The sequence below is a fragment of the Streptomyces sp. MGP-P1 genome (assembly GCF_057766565.1).
In genome coordinates this window covers 1,529,514-1,555,832 of the sequence record NZ_JBYMEM010000001.1, presented here as the reverse complement: position 1 = coordinate 1,555,832, position 26,319 = coordinate 1,529,514, and the positions used below count along the sequence as shown (strand labels likewise).

The 26,319-nt window shown below is 73.4% G+C and carries 22 protein-coding genes and 2 pseudogenes; 16 read left to right on the top strand and 8 right to left on the bottom strand.

Annotated elements, in window-relative coordinates; translation table 11 throughout:
• Positions 1-212 precede the first annotated feature (212 nt).
• Together AC3CH1_RS06845 and AC3CH1_RS06840 are read left to right on the top strand one after the other, a co-directional pair.
• The gene (locus AC3CH1_RS06845; protein ID WP_488462042.1) at positions 213-1,040 is read left to right on the top strand and encodes an enoyl-CoA hydratase family protein; all 828 of its coding nucleotides are present in this window, start codon (positions 213-215) and stop codon (positions 1,038-1,040) included.
• Complete coding sequence (locus AC3CH1_RS06840) at positions 1,025-3,379, top strand: bifunctional salicylyl-CoA 5-hydroxylase/oxidoreductase (RefSeq protein ID WP_488462041.1); 2,355 nt, start codon at positions 1,025-1,027, stop codon at positions 3,377-3,379. Before AC3CH1_RS06845 ends, AC3CH1_RS06840 begins: the two co-directional genes overlap by 16 nt.
• Here AC3CH1_RS06840 and AC3CH1_RS06835 read toward each other — a convergent pair.
• From AC3CH1_RS06835 to AC3CH1_RS06820, 4 genes are all read right to left on the bottom strand, one after another.
• Positions 3,366-3,815: a hypothetical protein gene (locus AC3CH1_RS06835; RefSeq protein ID WP_488462167.1), complete on the bottom strand. Its 450-nt coding sequence runs from the start codon at positions 3,813-3,815 to the stop codon at positions 3,366-3,368. The genes AC3CH1_RS06840 and AC3CH1_RS06835 overlap by 14 nt on opposite strands.
• A gap of 53 nt (positions 3,816-3,868) precedes the next feature.
• On the bottom strand, positions 3,869-4,699 hold the full coding sequence (locus AC3CH1_RS06830) for a GNAT family N-acetyltransferase (RefSeq protein ID WP_488462040.1): 831 nt from the start codon (positions 4,697-4,699) through the stop codon (positions 3,869-3,871).
• Positions 4,700-4,755: 56 nt separating this feature from the next.
• Complete coding sequence (locus tag AC3CH1_RS06825; RefSeq protein ID WP_488462039.1) at positions 4,756-5,577, bottom strand: PaaX family transcriptional regulator; 822 nt, start codon at positions 5,575-5,577, stop codon at positions 4,756-4,758.
• 65 nt (positions 5,578-5,642) lie between these two features.
• Positions 5,643-7,331, bottom strand: coding sequence for an AMP-binding protein (locus tag AC3CH1_RS06820; RefSeq protein ID WP_488462038.1), 1,689 nt, complete (start codon positions 7,329-7,331; stop codon positions 5,643-5,645).
• Between the two features lie 214 nt (positions 7,332-7,545).
• Between AC3CH1_RS06820 and AC3CH1_RS06815 the strand changes: the two genes are divergently transcribed.
• The 10 genes and pseudogenes from AC3CH1_RS06815 (at position 7,546) to AC3CH1_RS06770 (ending at position 17,197) form a co-directional block, all read left to right on the top strand.
• Positions 7,546-8,880 (top strand): acyl-CoA dehydrogenase family protein, encoded by a 1,335-nt coding sequence (locus AC3CH1_RS06815; RefSeq protein WP_488462037.1) that lies wholly within the window; start codon positions 7,546-7,548, stop codon positions 8,878-8,880.
• Positions 8,877-9,278, top strand: coding sequence for a RidA family protein (locus AC3CH1_RS06810; RefSeq protein WP_488462036.1), 402 nt, complete (start codon positions 8,877-8,879; stop codon positions 9,276-9,278). The genes AC3CH1_RS06815 and AC3CH1_RS06810 overlap by 4 nt, the downstream gene beginning before the upstream one ends.
• 250 nt (positions 9,279-9,528) lie before the next feature.
• Positions 9,529-12,432: a Na+/H+ antiporter subunit A gene (locus tag AC3CH1_RS06805; RefSeq protein ID WP_488462035.1), complete on the top strand. Its 2,904-nt coding sequence runs from the start codon at positions 9,529-9,531 to the stop codon at positions 12,430-12,432.
• The gene (locus AC3CH1_RS06800; RefSeq protein WP_488462034.1) at positions 12,429-13,046 is read left to right on the top strand and encodes a Na(+)/H(+) antiporter subunit C; all 618 of its coding nucleotides are present in this window, start codon (positions 12,429-12,431) and stop codon (positions 13,044-13,046) included. Before AC3CH1_RS06805 ends, AC3CH1_RS06800 begins: the two co-directional genes overlap by 4 nt.
• Complete coding sequence (locus AC3CH1_RS06795) at positions 13,043-14,695, top strand: Na+/H+ antiporter subunit D (protein ID WP_488462033.1); 1,653 nt, start codon at positions 13,043-13,045, stop codon at positions 14,693-14,695. Before AC3CH1_RS06800 ends, AC3CH1_RS06795 begins: the two co-directional genes overlap by 4 nt.
• Positions 14,692-15,318 carry a Na+/H+ antiporter subunit E gene (locus AC3CH1_RS06790; RefSeq protein WP_488462032.1) on the top strand — a complete coding sequence of 209 codons (627 nt, stop codon included), beginning with the start codon at positions 14,692-14,694 and terminating at the stop codon, positions 15,316-15,318. The genes AC3CH1_RS06795 and AC3CH1_RS06790 overlap by 4 nt, the downstream gene beginning before the upstream one ends.
• Positions 15,315-15,650, top strand: coding sequence for an MrpF/PhaF family protein (locus AC3CH1_RS06785; RefSeq protein WP_488462031.1), 336 nt, complete (start codon positions 15,315-15,317; stop codon positions 15,648-15,650). Before AC3CH1_RS06790 ends, AC3CH1_RS06785 begins: the two co-directional genes overlap by 4 nt.
• Positions 15,647-16,000 carry a monovalent cation/H(+) antiporter subunit G gene (gene mnhG, locus AC3CH1_RS06780; RefSeq protein ID WP_488462030.1) on the top strand — a complete coding sequence of 118 codons (354 nt, stop codon included), beginning with the start codon at positions 15,647-15,649 and terminating at the stop codon, positions 15,998-16,000. Before AC3CH1_RS06785 ends, mnhG begins: the two co-directional genes overlap by 4 nt.
• Positions 16,001-16,060: 60 nt before the next feature.
• A pseudogene (locus tag AC3CH1_RS06775) lies at positions 16,061-16,369 on the top strand (MOSC domain-containing protein); the annotation flags it as partial.
• Between the two features lie 87 nt (positions 16,370-16,456).
• Complete coding sequence (locus AC3CH1_RS06770; RefSeq protein WP_488462029.1) at positions 16,457-17,197, top strand: CDP-alcohol phosphatidyltransferase family protein; 741 nt, start codon at positions 16,457-16,459, stop codon at positions 17,195-17,197.
• On the opposite strand, the gene AC3CH1_RS06765 is transcribed toward AC3CH1_RS06770, so the two are convergent.
• Complete coding sequence (locus AC3CH1_RS06765) at positions 17,166-17,615, bottom strand: FAD synthase family protein (RefSeq protein ID WP_265598598.1); 450 nt, start codon at positions 17,613-17,615, stop codon at positions 17,166-17,168. The two genes, AC3CH1_RS06770 and AC3CH1_RS06765, sit on opposite strands and share 32 nt — an antisense overlap.
• A 151-nt stretch (positions 17,616-17,766) precedes the next feature.
• Between AC3CH1_RS06765 and AC3CH1_RS06760 the strand changes: the two genes are divergently transcribed.
• From AC3CH1_RS06760 to AC3CH1_RS06750, 3 genes are read left to right on the top strand one after another with little or no spacing between them, the layout of a single operon-like run.
• Entirely contained in the window at positions 17,767-19,029 is a 1,263-nt protein-coding gene (locus tag AC3CH1_RS06760) for a glycosyltransferase (protein WP_488462028.1), read from the top strand.
• Positions 19,026-20,711: a P-loop NTPase family protein gene (locus tag AC3CH1_RS06755; RefSeq protein ID WP_488462027.1), complete on the top strand. Its 1,686-nt coding sequence runs from the start codon at positions 19,026-19,028 to the stop codon at positions 20,709-20,711. Before AC3CH1_RS06760 ends, AC3CH1_RS06755 begins: the two co-directional genes overlap by 4 nt.
• Positions 20,708-21,952, top strand: a complete 1,245-nt coding sequence (locus tag AC3CH1_RS06750) for an MATE family efflux transporter (protein ID WP_488462026.1) — start codon at positions 20,708-20,710, stop codon at positions 21,950-21,952. The genes AC3CH1_RS06755 and AC3CH1_RS06750 overlap by 4 nt, the downstream gene beginning before the upstream one ends.
• Here the strand turns inward: AC3CH1_RS06750 and AC3CH1_RS06745 are convergent.
• The gene (locus AC3CH1_RS06745; protein ID WP_488462025.1) at positions 21,921-23,462 is read right to left on the bottom strand and encodes a hypothetical protein; all 1,542 of its coding nucleotides are present in this window, start codon (positions 23,460-23,462) and stop codon (positions 21,921-21,923) included. The two genes, AC3CH1_RS06750 and AC3CH1_RS06745, sit on opposite strands and share 32 nt — an antisense overlap.
• A gap of 108 nt (positions 23,463-23,570) precedes the next feature.
• Between AC3CH1_RS06745 and AC3CH1_RS06740 the strand changes: the two genes are divergently transcribed.
• Positions 23,571-24,737, top strand: a complete 1,167-nt coding sequence (locus tag AC3CH1_RS06740) for a glycosyltransferase (RefSeq protein WP_488462024.1) — start codon at positions 23,571-23,573, stop codon at positions 24,735-24,737.
• 12 nt (positions 24,738-24,749) lie between these two features.
• On the opposite strand, the gene AC3CH1_RS06735 is transcribed toward AC3CH1_RS06740, so the two are convergent.
• Positions 24,750-25,589: a glycosyltransferase family 2 protein gene (locus tag AC3CH1_RS06735; protein ID WP_488462023.1), complete on the bottom strand. Its 840-nt coding sequence runs from the start codon at positions 25,587-25,589 to the stop codon at positions 24,750-24,752.
• Positions 25,586-26,319 (bottom strand): annotated as a pseudogene (locus tag AC3CH1_RS06730) (Rv1352/Rv1906c domain-containing protein). The gene AC3CH1_RS06735 and the pseudogene AC3CH1_RS06730 overlap by 4 nt, the downstream one beginning before the upstream one ends.

Sequence of the window (26,319 nt, the reverse complement as noted above, 5' to 3'; positions counted from 1 at the left end):
TCGTGTCGGGACTTCCTGGTTTCCACCTTACGAACCGCTCCGGTCAAGCCATAGAGGCGGTCGGCCGGAGCAAAGGGGACTTTCGCCACAACGGTCTCATGGATGCTGTATAGCGATCTCGTGACGACGGTCACGCAAGGGTGATAACTTCGGAGGCGGAACGCGACCCGCGCACGGCCGGCACCAGCCCGATCGCTGAAGGGGACCCCTCCATGAGCCCGTTTCCCAGCTCGGCCCCGAGCACCGAGGAATGGCGTCATCTGCGGCTGACCCGGGACGACGGTGTGGCCACCGTCACATTCGCCCGCCCCGAAAAACTTAACGCGCTCACCTTCGGCGCCTACGCGGATCTGCGCGACCTCCTCGCCGAGCTCTCCCGGGAACGTTCCGTCCGCGCCCTCGTCCTCGCCGGCGAGGGGCGCGGCTTCTGCTCCGGCGGCGACGTCGACGAGATCATCGGCGCCACCCTGGCCATGGACACCGCACAGCTCCTCGACTTCAACCGGATGACCGGCCAGGTCGTCCGCGCCCTGCGGGAGTGCCCCTTCCCCGTCGTCGCCGCCGTCCACGGCGTCGCCGCCGGGGCCGGAGCCGTGCTGGCCCTGGCGGCGGACTTCCGCGTCGCCGACCCGTCGGCCCGTTTCTCCTTCCTCTTCACCCGGGTCGGCCTCTCCGGCGGCGACATGGGCGCGGCCTATCTGCTGCCCCGGGTCGTCGGCCTCGGCCACGCCACCCGGCTCCTGATGCTCGGGGACGCCGTCCGCGCCCCGGAGGCGGAGCGCATCGGGCTGATCAGCGAGCTGGCCGAGGAAGGCGAGGCCGACCAGCGCGCCGCCGAGCTGGCCCGCCGCCTCGCCGACGGCCCGGCCCTCGCGCTCGCCCAGACCAAGGCCCTGCTCACCGCCGAGCTGGACATGCCGCTCGCCGCCTCCGTCGAGCTGGACGCCAACACCCAGGCCCTCCTGATGCACGGCGAGGACTACGCCGAGTTCCACGCCGCCTTCACCGAGAAGCGGCCGCCGAAATGGCAGGGGAGGTAGCCGTGCCCGCCCCCGAGGCGGCCCGGCACCCTGACGCGGGGGCCGGGCCCCGCCGGGGCTCCTCGTCCGTGGGCCGGATCGCGGTCGTCGGCGGCGGCCCCGGCGGGCTCTACGCCGCCGCCCTCCTCAAGCGGCTCGACCCGGACCGCGCCGTCACCGTCTTCGAGCGCAACGCCCCCGACGACACCTTCGGCTTCGGCGTCGTCCTCTCCGACGAGACCCTGGGTGGCATCGAACACGCCGACCCCGAGGTGTACCGGTCGCTGAGAGCCGAGTTCGTCCGCTGGGACACCATCGACATCGTCCACCGGGGCCGGACCCACACCTCCGGCGGCCACGGCTTCGCCGCCCTCGGCCGCCGCCGGCTCCTGGAGATCCTGCACGAGCGCTGTGCCGGCCTCGGCGTCGACCTCCGCTTCCGCGTCCTGGCCCCGCCCGCCGCCGAGCTCGCCGCCCACCACGACCTGGTCATCGCCGCCGACGGGGTGCACAGCGCCACCCGCGCGGCCCACGCCGGCTCCTTCGGCCCGAGCGTCACCGAGCACCGCAACCGCTACATCTGGCTCGCCGCCGACTTCGCGCTCGACGCCTTCCGCTTCGAGATCGCCGAAACCCCTTACGGTGTCATGCAGTTGCACGGCTACCCGTACGCGGCGGACGCCTCCACCGTCATCGTCGAGATGCGCGAGGAGGTGTGGCGCGCCGCCGGGCTCGACCTCTGCGACGCGGCCGAATCCACCGCCCGCTGCGCCAAGTTCTTCACCGAAGCGCTGGACGGCCGCCCGCTGCGCGGCAACAGGTCCTCCTGGCTCGCCTTCCGTACGGTCGCCAACTCCCGCTGGTCCCACGGCAACACCGTGCTCATCGGCGACGCCGCCCACACCGCCCACTTCTCCATCGGCTCCGGCACCAAGCTCGCCGTCGAGGACGCCCTCGCGCTGGCCGCCTGCGTCGAGGAGCAGCCGGACCTGCCGACGGCCCTCGCCGCGTACGAGGCCGAGCGCCGCCCCGTCGTCGCCTCCACCCAGCGCGCCGCCGCGGCCAGCCTGCGCTGGTTCGAGGAGCTGGCCGCCTACGTGGACCAGCCGCCCCGCCGCTTCGCGTTCAACCTCCTCACCCGCAGCCGCCGGGTCACCCACGACAACCTCCGGCTGCGCGACGCCTCGTTCACCGCCGCCGTCGAGGAGGAGTTCGGCTGTCCGCCGGGCACCCCGCCGATGTTCACCCCCCTGCGCCTGCGCGGCCTCGAACTGCGCAACCGCGTCGTCGTCTCGCCCATGGACATGTACGCAGCCGTCGACGGGCTGCCCGCCGACTTCCACCTCGTCCACCTCGGGGCCCGGGCGCTCGGCGGCGCGGGACTCACCATGACCGAGATGGTCTGCGTCAGCCCCGAAGGCCGCATCACCCCCGGCTGCACGGGTCTGTGGAACGACGAACAGGCCGCCGCCTGGCGGCGGATCACCGACTTCGTCCACACCTCCGCGCCCGGGGCCGCCATCGGCGTGCAGCTCGGCCACTCCGGCCGCAAGGGCTCCACGAAGCTGATGTGGGAGGGGATCGACCAGCCCCTGGAGGGCGGCAACTGGCCGCTGACGGCCGCCTCCCCGCTCCCGTACGAACCCGGCGTCAGCCAGGTCCCCGCGGAGCTGGACCGGGCCGGACTGGACGCCGTGCGGGAGCAGTTCGTGGCGGCCGCCCGGCGCGCCGCCGACTCCGGCTTCGACCTCCTCGAACTCCACTGCGCCCATGGCTACTTGCTCTCCGGCTTCCTCTCCCCGCTCACCAACCGCCGCACCGACGCCCACGGCGGGGCACTGGCCGGGCGGCTCCGCTTCCCCCTGGAGGTCTTCGACGCCGTCCGCGAAGTCTGGCCGCGGGAGAGGCCGATGACCGTGCGGATCTCGGCCACCGACTGGGCCGAGGGCGGCACCGACGCCGAGGACGCCGTCACGATCGCCCGCGCCTTCGCCGACCACGGGGCCGACGCTATCGACGTCTCCACCGGCCAGGTCGTGGCCGAGGAGCGCCCCGAGTACGGCCGCTCCTACCAGACCCCGTACGCCGACCGGATCCGCAACACCATCGACGTCCCGGTCATCGCCGTCGGCGCGATCTCCTCCTGGGACGACGTCAACTCCCTGCTCCTGGCGGGCCGCGCCGACCTCTGCGCCCTGGCCCGCCCGCATCTGTACGACCCGCACTGGACCCTGCACGCGGCGGCCGAACAGGGCTACAGCGGCCCCGGTGCTCCCTGGCCCCTTCCGTACGGCGCGGGCAGCCGCCCCCCGCCCACCGGCCGCACCGACGGACCCAAGCCCCGGCTCACGCTGGGCTGAGGCAGCCGTGGCACCGGCAGGGGACGGGGTGCGGCACACCGCCCCCGTGCTCCTCGCGGTACCGCGGGGCCAGGCGGGCCAGCAGGGCGGCCAGCCCCTCGGCGTGGTCCCGCGTGGCCCATGACCCGTCGACGCCCAGCGCCGCCACGCGGCGCAGCACCGCCGGGCTGTGCACCGCGACGGCCCGGAAGGTGTGGAGGTTGCGGGTCGCCATGTCGATGGTGATGTAGGCCCCGGTGTGCCGGCCGCGCCCGACGGTGGTCAACTGCTCGTGCCCCATGCCCCCGTAGGCGCCGACGACGTGCACCTTCGACCCGCCCCGGTACGACTTGGTCCCGGGCCTCAGCTCCTGCCCGCCGTCGCCGTAGCGCCGCCGGCGCACCACGTTCGCGGCGACGAGCCACAGCGGCTCCGCCGTCACGTGCTCCGCAGCCATGGGAACGGTCAGGGGCTCCTCGGCCACGGGCTCCGCCGACGCGGGCTCCGCGTTCACGGCTTCCGCCTCAACAGCAGCCGGTCCGCCACCGGTTCGTAGCCGATGCGCAGATACACGCCGTTGCTCGTCGGGTCGGCGAGGTCGGTGAACAGCACGACCTCCGCAGCGCCGGCCTCCCGCGCCGCCCGCCCGGCCTCGTCGGTCACGGCGGCCGCGTACCCCCGGCCGCGTAGCTCCGGCGGGGTGTACACCAAGGTCACCCGCACCGTGCCGGCCAGCATCCGGGAGCGCCCCGCGAGAGCCACCGGGGCCCCGCCGCTCTCCCAGAGGGTGAGCGCCCCGCGTTCCGTGCCCTCGTCCACCAGCCACTCGGCCGAGGACTTCGACTGCCCGGTCGCCTCGGCGAAACCGCGCACCCACTCCACGAGCAGCGCCCGGTCCGCCGGCGTCGCCGCCCTGGCCCGGCCCTCCGGCGCGGGGGAGGGCGGACCCGGCGGGCCCAGCCGGTACAGCCGCTGCTCCTGCTCGGTCCGGTAGCCGGGGAGCCGGGCGGCCAGCAGCGCCGCGGTGTCCCGGTCCGCGTTGACGGCGTCCAGATCCGGGCCTGCTGCCAGGGCTTCGGCCAGCGGGCCCACCGCCTCGGCCGGCACGGCGTTCAGCAGCGCGGGATGCGGCGGCGTGCGCAGCACGGTCCCCGCCACCGCCCCGTCCGCCCCGCGCCACCAGCCGAGCACCGGATCGCCCCCGCCGTAGTGGTGCGGGCCCGCACGTCCCAGCCGCTCGGTGACGGTCAGCGCCACCGTGTGCTGGACGGGACGTGCGGCGAGCGACGCGCCGGCCGCGGCGAGGAACGTGGCGACGTCGTTCGTGAAGGTCCAGGTCATGCCTCATCCTGCCCGGGGGCCGGGGCCCGGGGCACCTGGATTTCACCCCGGCGGGGTCACGGTCGCACGTACCGCTCCCCGGCGTCCCGCAGCCGTTCGTGCAGCCGGCCGAACACCTCCGCCGACCGCCCGCCCGGCCAGTCCCCGGGCAGCAGTTCCGACGGCAGCCCCGGGTCCGCGTAGGGGAGTCGCCGCCACGAGTCCAGGGCCAGCAGATAGTCCCGGTAGGCGGTCTGCGGGCGGGGTGCGTCGTCGGTGTCCCCGGCCCCGTCCCAGTCCCGCAGCACCGGCTCGTGCAGCTCCAGGAACTCGTGGTGCAGCCGCGCCACCGCCGGCAGGTCCCACCAGCGGGCCACCACCTCGCGGGTGGCGGCGAAACCGAGGTGCTCGCCGCGGAACAGCTCCACGTACGGGGCGAGTCCGAGCCGCTCCAGGGTGTGCCGGGTCTCCTCGTACAGCCCGGCCGGCGCGATCCACACCCCGGGCGCGGCCGTGCCGAAACCGAGCCGGGCCAGCCGGGAGCGCAGCAGATGGCGCTTGTCGCGCTCCGCCTCGGGCACGGAGAACACCGCGAGCACCCAGCCGTCGGAGAGCCGCGGTCCGGGCCGCCCGTAGATCCTCCGGTCCCCGTCGTCCAGCAGTTGCCGGGCGTCCGGCGACAGCGCGTACCCCGCCGAACCGTCCGCCGCACGGGCGGCCACCAGCAGTCCGCGCCGCTTCAGCCGCGAGACGCACGAGCGTACGGAAGGGGCGTCGACGCCCACGGCGTGCAGCAGACGGATCAGCTCCGACACCGCGAACGGTGCCCCGTCCGGCGGGCGGCCGTAGGCGCCGTAGAGCGTGACGATCAGGGAACGGGGGGTGCGCAACTCGGCCACGTGATCACTCTAGGGTCTTTCGTTGGGAACAGGTCCCGAGCCCGGCATGATCCGGACGAGAGGCCTCAGAGGTGCTGGTCCCGCAGCAGGAACCGCTGGAGTTTTCCGGTGGCCGTCCGGGGCAGGGACGCCTGGAAGACGAAGACCCGCGGGCACTTGTGCGGGGCCAGGTTGGCCTTCATGTGGGCGCGCAGCGAGTCCGCGGTCTGCTCCGAGCCTTCCGTCAGCACCACGTGCGCCACCACGATCTCGCCCCGCAGTTCGTCCGCCCGGCCCACCACGGCGGCCTCCGCGACCTCCGGATGGCGCAGCAGGGCGTCCTCCACCTCGGGGCCCGCGATGTTGTAGCCGGAGGAGATGATCATGTCGTCGGCGCGGGACACGTAGCGAAAGTAGCCGTCCGGTTCGCGGACGAAGGTGTCGCCGGTCATGTTCCAGCCGTGCCGGACGTACTCCGTCTGCCGGGGGTCGGAGAGATAGCGGCAGCCGACCGGACCGCGCACGGCCAGCAGCCCCGCCTCGCCGTCGGGCAGTTCTTCCCCGCGCTCGTCCACCACCCGGGCCTGCCACCCCGGCACGGGCACCCCGGTGGTGCCCGGCCGGATCGCTTCGTCGGCGGCGGAGATGAAGATGTGCAGCAGTTCGGTGGCCCCGATGCCGTTGATGATGCGCAGCCCCGTCGCCTCGTACCAGGCCCGCCAGGTCGCCTCGGGGAGGTTCTCCCCGGCCGACACGCAGCGCCGCAGCGCCGAGAGGTCGTGGCCGTCCAGCTGCCCGAGCATGGTGCGGTAGGCCGTCGGCGCGGTGAACAGCACCGAGACACGGTGCCGGGCCAGGGCGGGCAGCAGCTGCCGCGGGCCCGCCTGCTCCAGCAGCAGCGTCGAGGCCCCGGCCCGCAGGGGGAAGACCAGCAGCCCGCCCAGGCCGAAGGTGAAGCCCAGCGGCGGACTGCCCGCGAACACGTCGTCGGCCGAGGGGCGCAGCACGTGCCGGGAGAAGGTGTCGGCGATGGCCAGGAGGTCCCGGTGCAGGTGCATACAGCCCTTGGGGCGTCCGGTGGTCCCCGAGGTGAACGCGATGAGCGCGACTTCGTCGGCGGCCGTGTCCACGGCCCGGTACGGCCCGGTCCTGGCCTCGGCCAGCCGGGTCAGGTCCCCGGCCGCGTCCCCGCCGAACAGGGTGATCCGCAGGCCCTCCACGTCCGCCTCCGCCAGGTCCCGCGCCGACCGGGCGTCGCACAGGGCGTGGCCGATCCGCGCCAGCGAGCAGATGGCGGCCAGCTCCGTCGCGCGCGCCTGCGCCAGTACGGTGACGGCGACCGCGCCCGCCTTCATGACGGCGAGCCAGCAGGCGGCCAGCCAGGGCGTCGTCGGCCCGCGCAGCAGTACCCGGTTGCCCGGCACGACGCCCAGGTCGTCCGTCAGCACATGGGCGATGCGGTCCACGGTCTCCCGCAGCTCTCCGTAGCTCCAGACGCTCCCGTCGCCGGAGAGCAGCGCGGGGCGGTCCGCGCCCCGTTCCTCCACGGTCCTCTCCAGCAGTTCGTGCCCGCAGTTCAGCCGGTCGGGGTAGCGCGGCGCGGGATCCTCCAGGAGGAGCTCCGGCCACTGCTCCGGCGGCGGGAGATGGTCGTGCGTGAAGGTGTCCGCGTGGGCGCCCGCGGCGTGCCCGGACGGCTCGGGATGCGCGCCGGGGACGCGTACGGACGCGTCGGCGGCGGCTGTGGGCGTGTTCGGCGAGGAATTCGGCTCCATGAAGGATCGCCCCCTTGTCGCCTCTGGAGCGTATCGTTTGGGTGACGGTAGTCAACGGTCCGCGATAAGACATGACGTGCGGTGCGACGAAGCGACGAAATGCCACGCAACGCGACAGGGCAGCCAACGCGACAGGGCACGCAACGCGACCGGGCACCCGACGCGACGCGGGACACGACACTGCGGGACACGACGCGACAAGAGAGGCGCCGCCATGACGGCATTCTCCCTCGAACCGGAACAAACCGCCTGGTGCGAGGAGCTCCGCACCCTCGCCGCGCAGGAACTGCGCCCGCTGGCGGAGAAGGGGGAGCCCGGGCGCGTCAACCGCCCGCTGCTGGCCGCTCTCGGCGAGCTGGGCCTCCTCGGGCGGATGCTGGGCTCCGGGGCGCTGGACCTGTGCCTGCTGCGCGAATCCCTGGCCCGGGGCTGCGCCGAGGCCGAGACCGCCCTCGCCCTCCAGGGCCTCGGCACCACTCCGATCGTCCAGGCGGGCACCACCGCCCACCGTGAGCGCTGGCTCCCCGAGGTGCGGGCCGGGCGGTCCGTCGCCGCCTTCGCGCTGAGCGAGCCGGGTGCGGGTTCCGACGCGGCGGCCCTGAGCCTGGCCGCCGAACACACCCCGGCCGGCTGGGCGCTCACCGGCGAGAAGTGCTGGATCTCCAACGCCCCCGAGGCCGACTTCGCCGTGGTCTTCGCCCGGACGACCCCCGGCGCGGGATCCCGCGGCATCACCGCGTTCCTGGTTCCGTCCGACCGCCCAGGACTCACCGGCTCCGCCCTCGACATGCTCTCCCCGCACCCCATCGGCGCCCTGGAGTTCGACGGCGTACCGGTCACCGCCGACGACGTGCTCGGCGAGCCCGACCGGGGCTTCCGCGTCGCGATGAACACCCTCAACCTCTTCCGGCCCAGCGTCGGGGCGTTCGCCGTGGGGATGGCCCGTGCCGCCCTCGACGCGACCCTGGACCACACCGCGCACCGCACCGCGTTCGGCGGCCCGCTGAGCAACCTCCAGGCCGTCTCGCACCAGGTCGCGGAGATGGCCACCCGCACCGAGGCCGCCCGCCTCCTGGTGTACGCGGCGGCCGCCGCGTACGACGCAGGGGAGAGCGGTGTGCCCCGCCGGGCGGCGATGGCCAAGCTGTACGCCACCGAGACCGCGCAGTACGTCGTCGACGCCGCCGTCCAGCTGCACGGCGCCCGCGCCCTGCGCCGGGGCCATCTGCTCGAACACCTCTACCGCGAGGTCCGCGCGCCGCGGATCTACGAGGGCGCGAGCGAGGTGCAGCGCACCATCATCGCCAAGGAGCTGTACGCGAGCGCCGCCCAGCGGTCCGAGCCCGTGCGGTCCGAGCCCCTCGCCCAGCAGCGCCCTGACGAACAGCCCCGTGACCAGCTGTCCCGTGACGGGCAGTCCCTCGCCCAGCAGCGCCCTGACGAACAGCCCCGTGACCAGCTGTCCCGTGACGAGCAGTCCCTCGCCCAGCAGCCCGCCGCCCCGGAGCCCGTGGAGCCCGCGGGTCTCACCCAGGAGCCGCCCGCATGAGTCCGTCCCACCGGATCAACCCGGCCGAACTCTCCCCGCCCACCGGCTTCAGCCATGCCGTCGTCGCCACCGGCGGGCACCTGGTCTTCCTCGCCGGCCAGACCGCACTCGACCCGGAAGGAGAGGTCGTCGGGGCCACCCTGCCCGACCAGTTCGCCGTCGCCCTGGGCAATCTGCTCACCGCTCTCCACGCGGCCGGCGGCGCCCCCGCCGACCTCGCCCGGGTCACCGTCTACGCCACCGACATCGCCGACTACCGCTCCCACGCCCCCGAGCTGGGCCGGATCTGGCGCAGGCTCGCGGGGCGCGACTACCCGGCGATGGCCGTCATCGGCGTCGCGAGGCTCTGGGACGAGCAGGCGATGGTCGAGCTCGACGGGGTCGCCGTCCTGCCCTGAGGCCCACGCCCGACCAGCGGCGCGGCCCCGCGCCACGAGACCCGGGTGATGCTCCGCGGCTGCGACGCCACCGGCAACACGCCGTACCGCGACCACAGCGGACCCTGCGCCGGACACGGCTGAGGCGTCTCCCGGAGACAGCGGCCGGGACGTGCGCGGCGCGCCGGTCGAGTGAATGAGCCGGAGAGATATATCTGTATTTAGTGCCTTTTATCTCGGATGCTCCGCCGCCCGAACCGGACACCCCTCGGTGATCGCGCTCATCGTCGCCCACTTCGCGCTCGCGGCCTGCGCGGGCCCGCTGGTGCACCGGCTCGGCCGACGGGCGTTCGTCGTGCTGGCCCTGCCGCCGGCGGCGGCCACCGTCTGGGCCCTCACCCGCTGGGGCACCGCCGCGTCCGGAGGGGCGGACACCTGGTCCTGGCAGTGGATCCCGGACTACGGCGTCGCCCTCGACCTGCGCCTGGACGCGCTGGCCGAACTGATGGTGCTGCTCGCCGCCGGGGTCGGCGCGCTCGTCCTGCTCTACTGCGCCTCCTACTTCACCGACGACACCCCGCAACTGGGCCGCTTCGCCGGGAACCTGCTCGCCTTCGCGGGCGCGATGCTCGCCCTCGTCCTCGCCGACGACCTGATCACGCTCTACGTGTTCTGGGAACTGACCACGGTCTTCTCCTACCTGCTGATCGGCCACGGCAGCGAACACCGGCACAGCCGCCGCTCCGCCCTCCAGGCCCTCGTCGTCACCACGTTCGGCGGCCTCGCCATGCTCGTCGGCTTCCTGATCCTCGGTCAGGCCGCCGGGACCTACCGGATCTCCGCGATCGTCGCCGACCCGCCCGGGACGACCCTCGCCGTGTCCGTCGCCGTCGTCCTCGTGCTGTGCGGGGCCCTGACGAAGTCCGCGATCTGGCCGTTCTCCATGTGGCTGCCGAACGCCATGGCCGCGCCGACCCCCGTCAGCGCCTATCTGCACGCCGCCGCGATGGTCAAGGCCGGTGTCTACCTGGTCGCCCGGCTCGCCCCCGCCTTCGCCGACGTACCCGTCTGGAAACCCGTCGTGCTCGTCCTCGGCGGCGCGACCATGCTGCTCGGCGGCTGGCGGGCGCTGCGCCTGAACGACCTCAAGCTCGTCCTCGCCTACGGGACCGTCAGCCAGCTCGGCTTCCTCACCCTGCTCGCCGGGACCGGCAACCGGGACGCCGCTCTCGCCGCCGTCGCGATGATCCTCGGGCACGCCCTCTTCAAGGCCCCGCTGTTCCTCGTCACCGGCATCGTCGACCACGCGGCCGGCACCCGTGACCTGCGCGCACTGTCCGGGGTCGGCCGCTCCCTGCCGTACGTCGCCGGTGTCGCCGCCCTCGCCGCCGCCTCCATGGCCGCCCTCCCGCCGCTGCTCGGCTTCGCGGCGAAGGAGGCCGCGTTCGAGGCGCTGCTGCACGGCTCCGCCGCCGACCGGTGGGCGCTGGCCGTCGTCGTCGCGGGCTCCGCACTGACCACCGCGTACAGCCTGCGGTTCGTCTGGGGCGCGTTCGCCCGCAAGCCCGGCGTCCCCGACACCCCCGTCCACCGCGTCGGGTGGGCCTTCCTCGCCCCGCCCGCCCTGCTCGCCGCCCTCGGCCTGGTCCTCGGCCCCGGCGTCGGCTGGACCGACCGGCTGCTGGGCGCGTACGCCGACACGTTCCCGGCCGAGGGGAAGCCGTACCACCTCGCCCTCTGGCACGGATTCGGCCTCGCGCTGCTCCTGTCGGCGCTCGCCTGGGCCGCCGGCGCCGTGCTCTTCCTCGGCCGCGCCCACGTCTCCCGGCTCTCCCGCCGGATCGCCTGGCCCACCGCCGACAGCGTCTTCGGCCATCTCCTGCTCGGGCAGGAACGTCTCGCCCTCCAGGTCACCGGCTTCATCCAGCGCGGCTCCCTCTCCGTGTACCTCGCCACCACCCTCCTCGTCATGCTCGCCGGGCAGCTCACCGTCCTCATGGTCGACACCCCCTGGAACGGAGCCGTGCGCCCCCGGCTCTGGGACAACCCGCTCCAGGGCGCGGTGGCCGCCCTGACCTGCGCCGCCGCCCTGCTCTGTCTGACGGTGCGCCGGCGCATGAAGGCCGTCGTCCTGGCCGGCCTCACCGGATACGGCACCGCCCTGCTCTTCGTCGTCCAAGGAGCACCCGACCTGGCGCTCACCCAGTTCTGCGTCGAGACCGTCTCGATGATCGTCTTCGTGCTGGTGCTGCGCCGGATGCCCGTCCACTTCCACGAGACCGTCAGCACCTGGCGGCGGGCCGCCCGCATCCCGACGGCCCTCGCGGCGGCCGCCACCGTCGGCGTCGGCATGTGGGTCGCCGCTGCCGCGCGCACCGCCGAACCGGCCGGCGCCGCCATGGTCCGGGAGGTCGCCGACCACGGGCTCAAGGACGTCGTGGCCACCATCCTCGTCGACCTGCGGGCCTGGGACACGATGGGGGAGTCCGCCGTGCTCGCCGCCGCCGCGATCGGCGTCACCAGCCTCATCTACCTGCACCGCCGCAGCGAGGGCACCATGGTCCAGGAGGAGTTGCGGGGGCGTACCGCCTGGTCCCTGTCGGCGCACCACTCCTCCCGACTGCCGCAGGGCGACGACGCGGCCCCCGAACGCGGCTGGCTGGCCGCCGGAGCCACCCTCGCGCCCGAGCACCGCTCGATCGTCTTCGAAGTGGTGGCCCGGCTGCTGTTCCACCCGATCCTCGTGCTCTCGGTCTATCTGCTGTTCTGCGCCGAGTCCCTGCCCGGCGGCGGGTTCGTCGCGGGACTCGTCGCCGGACTCGCCCTGATCACCCGCTACCTGGCGGGCGGCCGCTTCGAACTCGCCCAGGCCGCCCCCCTGCAACCAGGACTCTTCACCGGCCTCGGCCTCTTCATCTCCACCGGCGTGGGCCTCCTCGGACTCGCCGAGGGCACCGTCCTGCACGCCTTCACGTACTACGGACACCTACCGGTCTTCGGCGCGTACCACCTGAGCACCTCGGTCCTCTTCGACTTCGGCGTCTACCTGCTGGTCCTCGGCGTCGTCCTGGACATCGTGCGGGCCCTCGGCGCCAAGATCGACCGGCAGATCGAACGGGCGGCGGGCGTCCTCGCCCCCGAAGGCGGCTCCGAGGCGGGAGGGACCCCCCGATGACCGTCAGCGCCTCGCTTCTCGCCACCGCCGTCGTGCTCTGCGCCGTCGGCGGCATCCTCATGCTCACCCGCCCACTGACCCGCATCCTGCTCGGCGCCGTCATCCTTGGCAACGGCATCAACCTGCTGGTCCTCTCCTCCACCGGCCGGGCCGGTGCGGCGCCCCTGCTCTACGGGGTGTCCCTGAGCCGGGTCACCGACCCGCTGCCCCAGGCCATCGCGCTGACCGCCATCGTCATCACCCTGGCCACCACCGCCTTCCTGCTGGCCATGGCCTACCGCAGCCACCAGATCACCGGCACCGACGAGGTCCACGACGACCTGGAGGACCGCCGCGTCGTGCTGCGCGCCGAAGTGCTCGGCGAACGCGCCGAGTTGCGCGAACAGTTCCGGTCGGGGGCCGAACCCACCGCCGAGGAGCGCGAACGCTACCGGGAGGAGCGCCGCCGGCTCCGCGACCGGCTCCGCGCCGACCGCGCCCGCCAGGCCCGGGGCCGCGACGCCTCCGGCAACCTGTGGAACGACGTGCTGGGCGCGGACCCGGAGGACTACGCACGTGACGGCGACGCCAAGGCGGACGACCGCTACCCCCGCGACCGAGGAGCCGACGGATGAACGCGCTCGTCCCGCTGCCCGTGCTGCTGCCCCTGTGCGCCACCGGCCTCAGCCTCGCCTTCGGCACCCGCCTGGGGCGCTTCCAGCGCTTCATCAGCGTCGCCGTGCTGTCCGCCGTGCTCGCGCTCTCGGTGGTCCTCATGATCGCCGCAGACCGGCAGGGCCCGCTCTCCGTCCACCTCGGCGACTTCGCCCCGCCGCTCGGCATCACCCTGGTCGCCGACCGGCTGTCCGGGCTGATGCTCACGGTCTCCTCGGCCATCACGCTCTGCGTGCTCGTCTACTCCCTCGGCCAGGGCATGACCGACCGGGACAAGGAGACCCCGCTCGCCGTCTTCCACCCCGCCTATCTGATCCTCGTCGCCGGGGTCTCCTGCACCTTCCTCGCCGGCGACCTCGTCAACCTCTACGTCGGCTTCGAGATCATGCTGGTCGCCAGCTTCGTCCTGCTCACCCTCGGCGGCACCGGACCCCGGATGCGGGCGGGCTCCACCTACGTGATCATCTCGCTGTTCTCCTCGATGCTCTTCCTCACCGCCATCGCCATGACGTACGCGGCCACCGGCACCGCCAACTTCGGCCAGCTCGCGGGACGGTTGGCCGACCTCCCCATCGGCGTGCAGACGCTGATCCAGGCGCTTCTGCTGACCGTCTTCGCGATCAAGGCGGCCGTCTTCCCCCTCGCCGCGTGGCTCCCCGACTCCTACCCCACGGCCCCGGCCCCCGTGACCGCCGTCTTCGCCGGACTGCTCACCAAGGTCGGCGTCTACTGCATGCTCCGCACCGAGACCCTGCTCTTCCCCGGCAACCGTCTCGGCGACCTCCTGATGGCCGTCGCGCTGGCCTCGATGGTCATCGGCATCCTCGGCGCGGTCGCCCAGACCGACCTGAAGCGGTTGCTCTCCTTCACCCTGATCAGCCACATCGGTTACATGGTCTTCGGGATCGGCCTCGCCACCCGCGAGGCGTACGGCGGGGCCATCGTTTACGTCGCCCACCACATCACCGTCCAGACGACCCTGTTCCTCGTCGCCGGGCTCATCGAACGCCGGGGCGGCACCACGGAGCTGACCCGGCTCGGCGGGCTGGCCAGGGCCGCGCCGATGCTCGCCGTGCTGTTCTTCGTCCCCGCGATGAACCTCGCCGGGATCCCCCCGCTGTCCGGCTTCATCGGCAAGCTCGGGCTGATGCGCGCCGGCGTCGCCGACGGCGGTGGCTGGGCCTGGCTGCTGGTCGCGGGCTCGGCGGCCACCAGCCTGCTGACGCTGTACGTGGTCGCCAAGGTGTGGAACCTGGCCTTCTGGCGGGCCGCCCCGCCCGGCCAGGCCGCAGCCGGCACGGTCCTGGAGTCCGGCGACGACAGCGACGACGACGCGGACGCGGGCCCCGACCTGATCCGCGGCACCGGTGACGAGGGCATCGCCCCGGCCCACCGCCCGGCGGGGCAGGCCGTCGCCGCGACCCTGCACGGACGGGCCGTCATCACCACCAGCCGGCTGCCCCGCCCGATGATCGCGGCCACCGCGGCGACCATCGGGATCGGCCTCGCCTTCACGGTGTTCGCCGGCCCGCTCACCGCCTTCACCGACCGCACGGCCGCCGAGATCCTCCGGCGGACCCCTTACGTCCAGGAGGTGCTGGGCCGGTGAAACGCATCCTGCGCCTCTCGTTCCGCAACGCCGACCTGCCGCCGCTGAGCTGCGAGTTCGGCACCCGCCGACGTGTGCTGGACCTGCCGCTGATCGCCTGGCTCACCGTCATCTGGGTGCTGCTCTGGTCCACCCTCACCTGGGCCAACGTCATCACCGGCCTGGTCGTCTCGGTCGCCGTCTGCCTCGCCTTCCCGCTGCCCCGGGTCGACCTCGGACTGCGGCTCCACCTCTGGGGCATCCTGCGCCTGGTCGGCTACCTCGTCTGCGACATGTACACATCGGGGGTGAAGGTCACCCGGCAGATCTTCTCCGGCCTGCCGCACCGGGCCGCCGTGATCGGGGTGCCCCTGCGCTGCCGCAGCGACCTGATGCTCGCGGCCACCGCCGTCGCCGTCTCCAACGTCCCCGGCGGCTCCATCATCGAGGTGCGCCGGGCCACCGCCACGGTCTTCCTGCACGTCCTGGACGCCGACCGGCCCGAGGAGCTCGAAGCCGCCCGGCGCCAGGTGTGGCGGATCGAGGAACTGACCGTACGGGCGTTCGGCACCCCCGACGAGATCGCCCGGGTCGCCGAACCCCCGCCACCGCCCCAGCTCGCCGCAGGGAGACCCGCACCATGACCGCGCCCGAACAGGTCGACCACATCCTGCTGACCGCCGCCGTCGTCCTGATCCTGCTCGCCGGGGCCCTGCTGCTGGCCCGGATCTGGCGGGGCCCCTCCATGCTGGACCGGGCCATCTCCCTGGACGTGTGCGCAGCCCTGATCATCGCCGGCCTCGCCGCCAAGTCGGCGTTCGCCCGGGACCCGTTCTACTTCCCGATCATGCTGGTGCTGGCGTTCCTCGGGTTCACCGGCTCGGTGGGCATCGCCCGCTTCATCGCCGTACGCGACCGGCCCCGCGACACGTCCCGCTCCCCGCGCCCCGACGACACCGAGGAGGGCCCGGGATGAATCTCTGGCACCAGATCGCCGACACGGCCGGCGCCGCACTGCTCCTCGTCGGCGCCGCGATCTGTCTGCTCGGGGTGATCGGCATGATCCGGCTCCCGGACGTCCTCTCCCGCAGCCACGCGGCGACCAAGCCGCAGACCCTCGGCATGATCCTGGTCCTGGCCGGGGTCGCGCTGCGCCTGCGCGGCGGCATGGAACTCGCCACCCTCGGTCTCATCGCCTTCTTCCAGATGCTCACCGGCCCGGTGGCCTCGCACCTGGTGGCCCGTTCCGCGTACCGCACCGGGCAGATCGAACACGGCGACCTGCTCTTCGACGAACTGGACGAGCAGCTCACCGACGGCAGGTGAGCACGCGCCGGAGTGCGCTCACGCCCCGCTGCCCCGGAGGCGAGGGGGCTCCGTGTGCGGGCTCCCGGGGAGCTGGGCGAGAACCTCACCACCCGGGGCATCGACCTGCTCGCCCTCCCCACCGGCACCCGCTTGAGGATCGGCGACGACGCGGTCGTCGAGGTCACCGGTCTGCGCAACCCCTGCCTCCAGATCGAGGCCTTCCAGGAAGGGCTGCTGAAGCAGGTCGTCGGCCGGGACGCGACGGGCGCGGTCGTGCGCAAGGCGGGTGTCATGAGCGTGATCCTCCGGGGCGGTGTGGTCCGCCCGGGCGACACGGTCGCCGCCGAACTCCCCTCCGGGCCGCACCGCCCGCTGGAACGCGTCTGATCCCCACACCGTCCTGTCCCCGCCAAAGCGCCCACGAGCCGGTGTGCGCGTGCCATGATGCGGGCAATGCCGGACGCTGGGGGGCGTATGGGAAGCACGGGCACAGTGCTGCGCGAACTGCGCGGCGCACAGAAGAGCGCCAAGGGCGTCTCGCTCTATTCGCGGTACGTGAACCGGCCCGCCGGGCGGGTGCTCGCGGCCGGGGCGTACCGCCTGGGTATGACGCCCAATCACGTCACGCTGACAAGCGCGCTTTTCACGTATGGAGCGGCGACGTCGGTCGCGCTCGTCGAGCCGTCCTGGGCGCTCGGCGTCCTGGTCTGGGCGGCCCTGGCGGTCGGCTTCGCCTTCGACTCCGCCGACGGGCAGCTCGCCCGGCTCACCGGCAGGGGAGGGCCCGACGGGGAGTGGCTGGACCATGTCGTGGACTGCGGGAAGCTGCTGCTCGTCCACGCCGCGGTCCTGATCTCCTTCTACCGCTTCGGCGAGCTGCCTTCCGAGGCCTGGCTGTTGCTGCCGCTGGCCTTCCAGCTTGCGGCGGTGGTGACCTTCTGCGCGGGGCTGCTGCGCGAACAGCTCGGCAAGGCGGCGGTGAGCGCCCGGGGTCCGTCCTGGGCGGCGCCGGACGCGGCGGCGCCCGTCTCACGGGTGCGGGCCGTGGCGCTGCTGCCCGCCGACTACGGGGTGTTCTGCCTGGTGTTCCTGCTGCTCGGCGCACCCGGGGCCTTCCGCGCCGGGTACGCCGTGCTCGCGGTGGTGCAAGCGGTGTTCCTGGCGGCCTTCCTCGCCAAGTGGTTCAGGGAGCTGAAAGCGCTCCGGGCCGGTTGACGAGCACGTCCAGCGCCCGGCGCAGCTGGGTGCTGGACGTGTGCACGGTGTACGGGAAGTAGACGACCTCCACGCCCACTTCGGCGAAGTCGCGCTCCAGCTTCTCCCCCTTGTCCGTGCCCCGCCAGTCGTCTCCCTTGAAGATCACGTCGAACCGGACCTGCTGCCAGGTCTCGACCTTGTCCGGCACGGTCTCCACGAACGCGGCGTCCACGAAGCGCACGCTGCGGACGATCTCCAGTCGTTCGCGGAGCGGGATCACCGGCGTGTGGCCCTTGGCGAGGGCGGCCATCTCGTCCGACACGACCCCTGCGACCAGGTAGTCGCACTGACTGCGGGCATGCCGCAGGATGTTGAGGTGCCCGACGTGGAACAGGTCGTACACCCCGGGTGCGTAACCCACCCTGTGCTGCACCATCCGTATCTCTCCCCCCACGGTGAACGTGATCCGGTGATGTTCCACCGACCTTACTGTGAAGAACACTTGTGCAAGCCGTGAACGGATAAGCTCGGCAGGGGCTGTTCCCCGGTGGGGGCAGCGGCTGTCGTGGGGGGAAGGCGATCGTCCGATGTCCGAAGCACCAAGGCCCAGTCCGATCCGAGGCCGCCGACTTCTGGTGGTTTCGACCAACTACGCACCGGAGCTCACGGGCATAGGCCCGTACGCCACGCAACTGGCCGAGCACTGGGCCGCGTCCGGAGCCCGGGTCCGGGCGCTCACCGGTATGCCGCACTACCCCTCCTGGCGGTTGGAGGAGACGTACCGGGGCGTCTGGAGGACGGTGGAGATACGCGGCGGCGTCGGCGTGCACCGGCGCCGGCACTATGTGCCGCCCAGTCAAACCGCTCTCAGACGTGCCTCGTTCGAAGCGAGCGTCCTCGCGACCGGACTGTTCGCCCCGCCGCCCGGACGCCCCGACGCCGTGATCTCCCAGATGCCCAGCCTCGCGGGCGGCGTCATCGGAGCCCGCCTCGCCCGTCGCCACCGCGTTCCCCACCTGCCCGTCGTGCAGGACCTGATGGGCGCCGCCGCCGCCCAGAGCGGCATCCGGGGCGGAGGCAGGGCCGCCACCGTCGCCGCGGCCGCCGAGCGGTACGCACTGCGCGGGGCCGCCCTCGTCGGCGTCATCCACGAGAGCTTCGTCCCCGGCGTCACCGCTCTCGGCGTCGACCCCGGGCGTATCCGCCTCGTCCCCAACTGGACCCACGTGCAGGCCCCCACCGCCGACCGGGCCGCGACCCGCGCCCGGCTCGGCTGGCCCGAGGGCGCCCCGGTCGTCCTGCACTCCGGCAACATGGGGCTCAAGCAGGGGCTGGACGTCCTGGTGGACACCGCCCGCCTCGCCCCCGACGTCCGCGTCGTCCTGATGGGCGACGGCAACCAGCGCGACGCCCTGCGCGCCCGCGCCGAGGGACTGGCCAACGTGGACTTCCTGGAGCCCGCGGCGGCCGAGGAGTTCACCGACGTCCTCGCCGCCGCCGACGTCCTCGCGGTCACCCAGCGCGCCTCGGTCCTCGACATGAGCGTCCCCTCCAAACTCACCTCCTACTTCACCTCCGGACGCCCCGTGATCGCCTCCGTCGCCGACGAGGGCGGCACCGCCGACGAGGTCCGCCGCTCGGGCGCCGGGGTCCTCGTCGCCCCCGAGGACCCGGCCGCCCTGCTCGAAGCGGTGCGGAAGCTGGTCGCCGACCCGGCCGCCGCCGACGCCCTCGGGGCCGGGGGCCCGCACTACGTCGCCCGCCACCTGAGCCGCGAGGCGGGCCTCGCCCGCTTCGACGACCTGCTCGCCGAGGCCCTGCCGGACCCACAAGGGAGCCCCCGCCGATGACGTCGCACCACCGCACCCCGGACGACCAGGACGAGCCGGCGCTCCTGCGCGACCAGTTCCGCCAACTCCTGCGCTACCGATCCCTGCTGGCCAGCGGAGTCGTCGTCGGCCTCATCGGCGGCGGCTATCTCGCCCTCGGCGGCGACGACACCTACACCGCCACCGGCGAGGTGCTCGTCCGCTCCGCGATCTCCGACCCGTTCGCCGCCGGATCCACCGCGGACAAGGGCATCAACATCGGCTCCGAGCGCCAGACCGCCGTCAGCGACACGGTGGGCACCCTCGCCGCCGGGACCCTCCTCAAGGCGGGCGACGACGTCACCGCCCGCAAGCTGCTCACCGGACTCCAGGTCACCAACCCGCCCAACACCCTCACCCTCCGCTTCTCCTACACGGCCGCCACCCCCGAGCAGGCCCGCGCCCGCGCCGAAGCCCTCGCCGGGGCCTACCTGTCCCACCGCAAGGCGCGCACCCTGGAGAGCATCCAGAACATGTCCGAGGGCTACCGGGCCCAGCTCCGCCCGCTGGAGGAGAGGCGCGACCTGCTGGAGGACCAGACAGGAACGGGCGCGGAGGACGACGTCAGCAGCGCCCGCGCCAACATCATCGTCTCTATCTCGGAGCTGAGCCGGAAGATCTCCGAACTGAAGGCCCTGGACACCACCCCCGGCTACCTCAACAAGAAGCCCGTCGCCCCCACGTCGCCCACCGGCCCCGGACTGCCCCTGCTCCTCGGGCTCGGCGGCGTCGTCGGCCTGGCCCTGGGACTGCTGCTCTCCTGGGTGCGCCTCGTCTTCGACCCCGCCGTACGCTCCCCCCGCGAACTGGTCCGCTCGCTCGGCGCGCCCCTGCTCGGCACCCTGCCCCGGGAACGCGCCGCCGCGGGCACCCTGCTCGCCATCGGACGCGGCACCTCCCGGCTGGCCGAGGAGTACCGCGCCGTCGCCTTCCGGCTCGCCTACGACCCGTCGTTCGCCGAGAGCCGCCGCCTGCTGGTCACCGCCCCCCGTGGCGACAACACGGCGGCCGCCGCCGCGGCCGCCAACCTGGCCGCCGCCTTCGCCGAGATGGGCCGCGACGTCCTGCTCGTCGAGGCCGACCTGCGCACCCCCTCGCTCGCCCGCGAGCTCGGCTCCGGCTCCCACGAGGTGCGCCCGCCCCGCTGGGCCGCCGAGGAGGGCGGCGGCTGGCCCGCCGGCGGTCGCACCAACGTGGACGTGCCCGGCTCCGGGGCCTTCGCCCTGATCCCCGGGACCACCGTCGACAACGTCCCGCGCGCCCTGACCTCCCCGCCCGTCGGCCGCATCGTCGCCGAGGCGGACGGTGCCGGCAACGTCGTCATCGTCCTCGCCCCGCCCGTCCTGTCCTACGCGGACGCGGTCGCCCTGGTCGACCGGGTGGAGGGCGTCATGGTCGTCTGCGACCCGCGCGAGGTGCACCGCAGCGACCTCGAACGCATCCGCGAGATCATCGGCGCCTCCGGCGGCGCCGTCCTCGGCGCGCTGCTCCACCCCGGCCGGAGGCGGCTGCGGCGCGCGGAGCGACGGGCGAAGCCGACCCGACGCCGGGGCGGTGGCGGCGGCCCCGCCCCCACCGCCGGGCCGGACGCTCCAGGGACCACCGGCGACCCCACCGAGACCCTCGGCCTGCGCGCCTTCACCCAGCCGGCCGCGCGCAGGTGAGAGCCCGCACCGCCGTCCTCTGCTCGGTCGCGGACCAAGGTGTGGCGGCCCTCACCAACATCCTGGTACTGGTGGCGGCCGCCCGGCTCTCCACCGTCTCCGACTTCGCCCGCTTCTCCGCGGTCTACCTGGTCTTCACGGTGCTCCTCGGCGTTTCGGGCGCGTACACCGGGCAGCCGCTGGTCCTCAAGCGCGGCGCGGGGGAGGAGACCCGGGGCGCCTGTCGGTCCGCGCTCGCCTTCACCGTCCTCGCCTCGGCCGCCCTCGGCGCGCTGCTCGCGGCGGTCTGCTTCCTCGTCCCAGGCGACACCGCCCGCGCGCTGATGATGCTCGGCCTCGTGCTGCCCGTGGTGCTGGGACAGGACGCGGGACGGTACGCCTTCGCCGCCCTCCAGCGCCCCCACCTCGCCCTGGCCGCCGACCTGTTGCGGCTCGCCTGCGTGCTGGGGGCGCTCGCCGCGCAGGGCTACGGCGTGTCCCCGGCGCGCCTGATCGCCGCCTGGGGCCTCTCCGCGCTGCCCGCCCTGCTCCTGTCCGCCGTCCTCCTCCACCGGGCCACCGCGGGGGCCCGGACCCGACTGCGCCCGATGCTGCGGCGCGGCCATCTCGGACAGCGCTTCACCGTCGAGTTCGGCGTCGGCAACGCGACCGGTCAGCTGTCGGTCCTCGGCCTCGGCGCGGTCGGCAATCCGCTCCTGGTCGGCGCGCTGCGCGGGGCGACCACCCTGTTCGGACCGCTCAACGTGCTCTACACCTCGGCCACCTCCTTCGGCCCCCCGCTGCTCGGCCGCATCGCCGACGAACGCCGCCGGGTCCGGGCCACCGCCGCCCTCGCCGCCGTCCTCGCGGCCACCGCCGCCCTCTGGGCCACCGTGCTCGCCCTGCTGCCCGCGCGCGCCGGACGCGAACTGCTCGGCGACACCTGGCCCAAGGCCGCCGCCCTGCTCCCCGCGACCGGCAGCCAGTACGCGGCGATGGCCGTCGGCACCTGCGGGCTGCTCGCCCTGCGGATGCTCGACCCGCGCACCACGCTCTCCATCCAGGTCGTCTTCTCGCTCACCGCCGTGGCGCTCCTCGCGGGCGGTTACGTCATCGGGGGCGTCCCGGGCGCCGCCTGGGGGCTCGCCCTGGGCTCGCTCTGCAAGGCCATCGCGACCTGGACCAGGGTGGCCCGGCTCCGCCGCCGGGGGCCCGCGCCCCAGGAACCCGTCAGCGCCGACGCGCTGCCCGCTGCTCCCTGAACGTGGTGATCAGCATCAGGCACAGCGCCGCGATGGCCAGCTTCCCCACCGCCTGCAACAGCGGCCCGCGCAGCAGGATGAAGGTGTATCCGGCGATCAGCGGGGCCGCGATCGCCAGCACACTGTCGGCCCCCGGCCCCGCCCGGGTGACCGCGAGGGCGTACCTGCGGTCGGTGCGGGCCGACGCGTAGCCGATCAGCGCCAGCCCGCCGACCATCCCGGCCGGACCGAGATCGACCCAGAACTCGGTCCACAGCGGGGCCGAGAGGTTGGTCATCCGCAGCCCCATCCACTGCCCGACCCGGACCCCGGTGTCCTCCGGCTTCCCGCTCCACACCGCGCGCGGCACGAAGAACAACGCGGAGCCCGTCAGCTGGCGGCCGTAGGTGTGCCCCCGGGTGTCCACCCACGAGATGGTGTTGGCGAACATCACCATCTGGTCGTAGTCCTTGGTCACCAGCGGATCGAAGACCGAGGCCGACTGCACGGGCCGCTCGCCCCCCTCCTCGTACCGGAACTTGTCCGCGTACGGGAACACCACCAACGCCCCCACCACCCCCGTCGTCAGCACCGTGCGGTAGAACGCCGCACTGCTCGGGAACGCGGTGAACACGAACGCCATCAGCACCGTCAGGAACCAGTAACGGGCATTGGAGACCGGGTTGTTCACCACGAGGTTCAAGGCCGCCAGCGCCACCCACACCAGCACCGTCGACGGGGTGCGCCGGGCCCGCCGGGAGGTCGCCAGCCTGCGGGTGTAGAACAGCAGCGCCAGCAGCGCCGGGACCTGGCCGAAGCCCTTGATGAACGCCGAGCCCACATTGGACCCCTCCGTCACCACCCCGCTCGCCGCGACGGTCTCGTTGATCTCCTGCCGGCTGGAGAAGAAGACCGCGGGCCCGCCCAGCTTCAGCACGTAGAACGCGCTCGCCGCGAACGCCAGCAGCACGAGGAGCCGCAGCCGCACCGGATGCGCCCGGGCCGGCCCTCCGCCCGAACCCCGTGCGGAGGGGGTACGGCGGCGCAGCGGACGCCGCGACGCCAACAGCGCCCCCAGGTCGTAGGCCGCACACCCCACCAGGATCATCGCGATCGCGGTCACCAGGTCCTGACGCGGCCCCACCATCGGCGTCGGCGTCTGCCCGATCACCACCTGGGCGAACGGCGCCACGCCCATCGCGATGTACACGAACATCCAGAAGACGCCCTGGAGCAGCCGCCGCCGGGTCGAGAGGATCATCGTCGCCAGCCGGGCCCCCGCGTAGCAGGTCAGCACCAGCTGGAGCCAGTAGGCCGTGTCCCGGACCCCGCTGCCGGGCTGGGCGGCGATCACCGCGGGCAGGAAGCAGACCAGCCCCAGGATGAGCGGCACGGACAGCGCCCGCGACAGCATCGACCAGGCGATCGGCCGCTCGGGCGGCTCCGGGGGGCCGCCCTGAGCTCCCGGCCGCGCCGGACGAGCGGCCACGCGGTCGGCCTCCCCCCGCGCCGACGTGTGCACCGACGTCATGCGCCCCCCAGGGATCAGTGAACCGCTGCACACTCTAACGAATCCGCCCACGTGAGGGAGGGTGATGGCTACTCTGTGAACAAGTGGCCGTGATCGAGGGGAACTCCGGTGAAAATCCTGCATGTTGTCACGCTCCACACTCCGGACCACGCCTTCGGCGGTCCGACCCGGGTGGCGTTCAACCTGTCCAGGGTCCAGCGCGCGGCCGGGGACGACGCCCGCGTCATGGCCCTCGGCGACGGCTTTCCCGACGGTGAACTGCCCCGCCAGGTCGAGGGGGTTCCGGTCCACCTCTTCCAGGCGCGGCACCTGCTCCCGATGTTCGAGGTCAGCGGCATAACCTCCGCGGCGCTGCTGAACACCGCGCGCCGCATGATGCGTGGCGCCGACCTCGTGCACGTCCATCTGATGCGGGACCTGGTGACCCTGCCCGCGGCGCTGCTGGCGCTCGCGACCCGAACGCCCCTGGTTGTCCAGACCCACGGGATGATCGACCCCACCGAGAAGAGGGTTGCCCAGCTCACCGACCTGCTCGGGGTCCGCAAGGTGCTGCGCGACGCCGACGCCGTCCTGCACCTCACCGAGATGGAGCGGGTCGATGTGAACGCCGTCGCCGCCCCCGTCCCGCTCACCCGCACCGTACGGCTGGTCAACGGGGTGCGCCCGCAGGAGCGCAAGCCCGCCCGCGACCCCGGCCGTCCGCCCACCGTGCTCTTCCTCGCCCGGATCCAGGAGCGCAAGCGGCCCGAGGACTTCGTCACCGCGATGCCCCACGTCCTCGCCCGCCACCCGGACGCCCGGTTCGTGCTGGCCGGGCCGGACACCGGCGCGCTGGCCGACACCCTCGCCCTCGCCCAGAAGCTGGGGGTGGCCGACTCCCTCGACCACGTGGGTCCGCTGGAGCACGATCAGGTCCTGGCCGCCGACCGCGAGGCCGATGTGTATGTGCTGCCGGCGATCGAGGAGCCGTTCCCGGTCTCGGTGCTGGAGGCGATGTCGGTCGGCACCCCGGTCGTCATCACCCGCACCTGCGGCCAGGCCCCCGATGTGGCCGGGGCGGGGTCGGGCCGGGTCATCGACAGCCGGGTCGGCGAGGACGCGGCCAACGCCCGCAAGGTCGCCGACGCGATCCTGGAGCTGCTGGAGCCGGAGGCCGCCGAGCAGGCGGGCAAGGCCGCCTGGGAGCTGGTGAACGAGCGGTTCACCATCGAGGCCGTCACCGCCACCCTCCGGCGGACCTACGAGGACGTGGTCCGCCGGAGGCGGGGGTGGTGAGCGGCCTGGTCGTCAACGCAACGGCTTCTCCCGCGACTTGAGCGCGATCTGCCAGCGGTAGAAGCTCATCGCCAGCGCGAAGTCGAAACCCGCCCGGCCGTCCAGGAAACCCCGCTTGTAGAGGTACATGTAGGCGAAGGACACCACGGGCTTGAACGGCGCCTTGTGGAACAACTGCCCCTGGCGCGACTTGACCTGGCGCACCTGCTCCTTCACCCCGGGGTGCTGCTCCAGCCACGCCTCCCAGTCCGAGTAGCGGTTGTGCCGCTCGAACCAGGCGGTCACGGGATCGAGGTCCTGGTGCTCGATGGGGTGGGTGAGCGTCCCCACCGTCGCCGCGACCGGTTGGTAGTGGCCTTCCACCTCGCCGATGCCGGGGGCGTCGAGATCCCCGACCTCCGGATAGTGGGAGCGGGTCCGGTCGGTCAACGACCGCTTGCGGATGGTGTATCCGTGCCGCAGCCGCTTCCCCGAGAACCAGTAGCCGAGCGGTATGTCGTACGCGGCAGGCTTCGGGGCCGATGGGTCCCGGAAGGTCTCCCGCAGCTCGGCCAGCAGCCCGGGGCTCAGCCGCTCGTCGCCGTCCAGGAGCAGGATCCAGTCCAGGTCGGTGCGGACGTTCTCCAGGCACCACTGCTTCTTCCGCGGGTGGCCCCCGTCCCAGGTGTACGTGATCACCTCGGCCCCGCACTCCTCGGCGATCTTGACGGTGTCGTCGGTGCTGTGGGAGTCCACCACCACGACCGCCTCGAAGTGGCCGAGCACCGATCTCACCGCTTCCGCGATGTTCAGGCCCTCGTTCTTCGTGGGGATCGCGACGGCTATCGGCAGCTTCGGCTTTCCTGCGGTCATCCCTCGGCTCCTTCGGGCAGCCAGGCGTAGCAGCCTGTGGAGGTGAACGTGCGGGCGGACTTCGGGACCGTGATCGTGCGGGAGGCGCCGGTGTCGGACGTGCCCGCGGACAGCTCCTTGCCACCGGTCCCGGCGATCTGCCAGGAGCAGGCCGTGGTGGGGGAGGCGGACCGGTAGACGCCCGGCCGGAGCCTCTTCCCGGTGTGCGTGCCGTCGGGGTAGGCGTACGCGGCCTCGTCCACCAGGTCCTGGTGCTGGGGGCAGAGCCCGGCGACCGCGTCCGCCCCGTCCGGGATCTCGCCCGTCGCGATGGCGCCGACGGCGGTGTCCCGGTCCGCCTTGACCAGATAGCGGAGCTTGTCGCACGCCTCCTGGCCGGTCTGGAGCACCGCGGCCGGGTCCATGCCCTTGGGTACCCGGTCCGCCAGGTACTCCTTCTGCTTCTTCGTGAACGTCCCGGTGGCCGGGGTGATCTCGTCGGACGGTGTCTTCGGGCCCGTGGCAGGGGCGGAGGGGCCGGCGGCGGTGGCCGGCGCCCGGGCTCCCCGGCGGCGGGCGTGGCGGGTGCCGTGGGCGTGCCGGCGGACGGACCGGGGGCGGCGGGCCCGGAGGCCGCGGGGCGCTGGGCGCCCGCGGCCTCCGGACCGTTCCCGCCGGCGGACGAACCGCAGGCGGCCAGCGCCGCCGTCGTCAGGACGACGACGGCGCCGGCCAGGAACGGGTTCCTCAT

Excerpts from the sequence above, each read along its gene's own strand:
- AC3CH1_RS06845 (WP_488462042.1), top strand. The coding sequence starts at position 213 with ATGAGCCCGTTTCCCAGCTCGGCCCCGAGCACCGAGGAATGGCGTCAT.
- AC3CH1_RS06840 (WP_488462041.1), top strand. The coding sequence starts at position 1,025 with ATGGCAGGGGAGGTAGCCGTGCCCGCCCCCGAGGCGGCCCGGCACCCT.
- AC3CH1_RS06835 (WP_488462167.1), bottom strand. The coding sequence starts at position 3,815 with ATGGCTGCGGAGCACGTGACGGCGGAGCCGCTGTGGCTCGTCGCCGCG.
- AC3CH1_RS06830 (WP_488462040.1), bottom strand. The coding sequence starts at position 4,699 with ATGACCTGGACCTTCACGAACGACGTCGCCACGTTCCTCGCCGCGGCC.
- AC3CH1_RS06820 (WP_488462038.1), bottom strand. The coding sequence starts at position 7,331 with ATGGAGCCGAATTCCTCGCCGAACACGCCCACAGCCGCCGCCGACGCG.
- AC3CH1_RS06815 (WP_488462037.1), top strand. The coding sequence starts at position 7,546 with ATGACGGCATTCTCCCTCGAACCGGAACAAACCGCCTGGTGCGAGGAG.
- AC3CH1_RS06810 (WP_488462036.1), top strand. The coding sequence starts at position 8,877 with ATGAGTCCGTCCCACCGGATCAACCCGGCCGAACTCTCCCCGCCCACC.
- AC3CH1_RS06800 (WP_488462034.1), top strand. The coding sequence starts at position 12,429 with ATGACCGTCAGCGCCTCGCTTCTCGCCACCGCCGTCGTGCTCTGCGCC.
- AC3CH1_RS06795 (WP_488462033.1), top strand. The coding sequence starts at position 13,043 with ATGAACGCGCTCGTCCCGCTGCCCGTGCTGCTGCCCCTGTGCGCCACC.
- AC3CH1_RS06785 (WP_488462031.1), top strand. The coding sequence starts at position 15,315 with ATGACCGCGCCCGAACAGGTCGACCACATCCTGCTGACCGCCGCCGTC.
- mnhG (WP_488462030.1), top strand. The coding sequence starts at position 15,647 with ATGAATCTCTGGCACCAGATCGCCGACACGGCCGGCGCCGCACTGCTC.
- AC3CH1_RS06770 (WP_488462029.1), top strand. The coding sequence starts at position 16,457 with ATGGGAAGCACGGGCACAGTGCTGCGCGAACTGCGCGGCGCACAGAAG.
- AC3CH1_RS06765 (WP_265598598.1), bottom strand. The coding sequence starts at position 17,615 with ATGGTGCAGCACAGGGTGGGTTACGCACCCGGGGTGTACGACCTGTTC.
- AC3CH1_RS06760 (WP_488462028.1), top strand. The coding sequence starts at position 17,767 with ATGTCCGAAGCACCAAGGCCCAGTCCGATCCGAGGCCGCCGACTTCTG.
- AC3CH1_RS06755 (WP_488462027.1), top strand. The coding sequence starts at position 19,026 with ATGACGTCGCACCACCGCACCCCGGACGACCAGGACGAGCCGGCGCTC.
- AC3CH1_RS06745 (WP_488462025.1), bottom strand. The coding sequence starts at position 23,462 with ATGACGTCGGTGCACACGTCGGCGCGGGGGGAGGCCGACCGCGTGGCC.
- AC3CH1_RS06735 (WP_488462023.1), bottom strand. The coding sequence starts at position 25,589 with ATGACCGCAGGAAAGCCGAAGCTGCCGATAGCCGTCGCGATCCCCACG.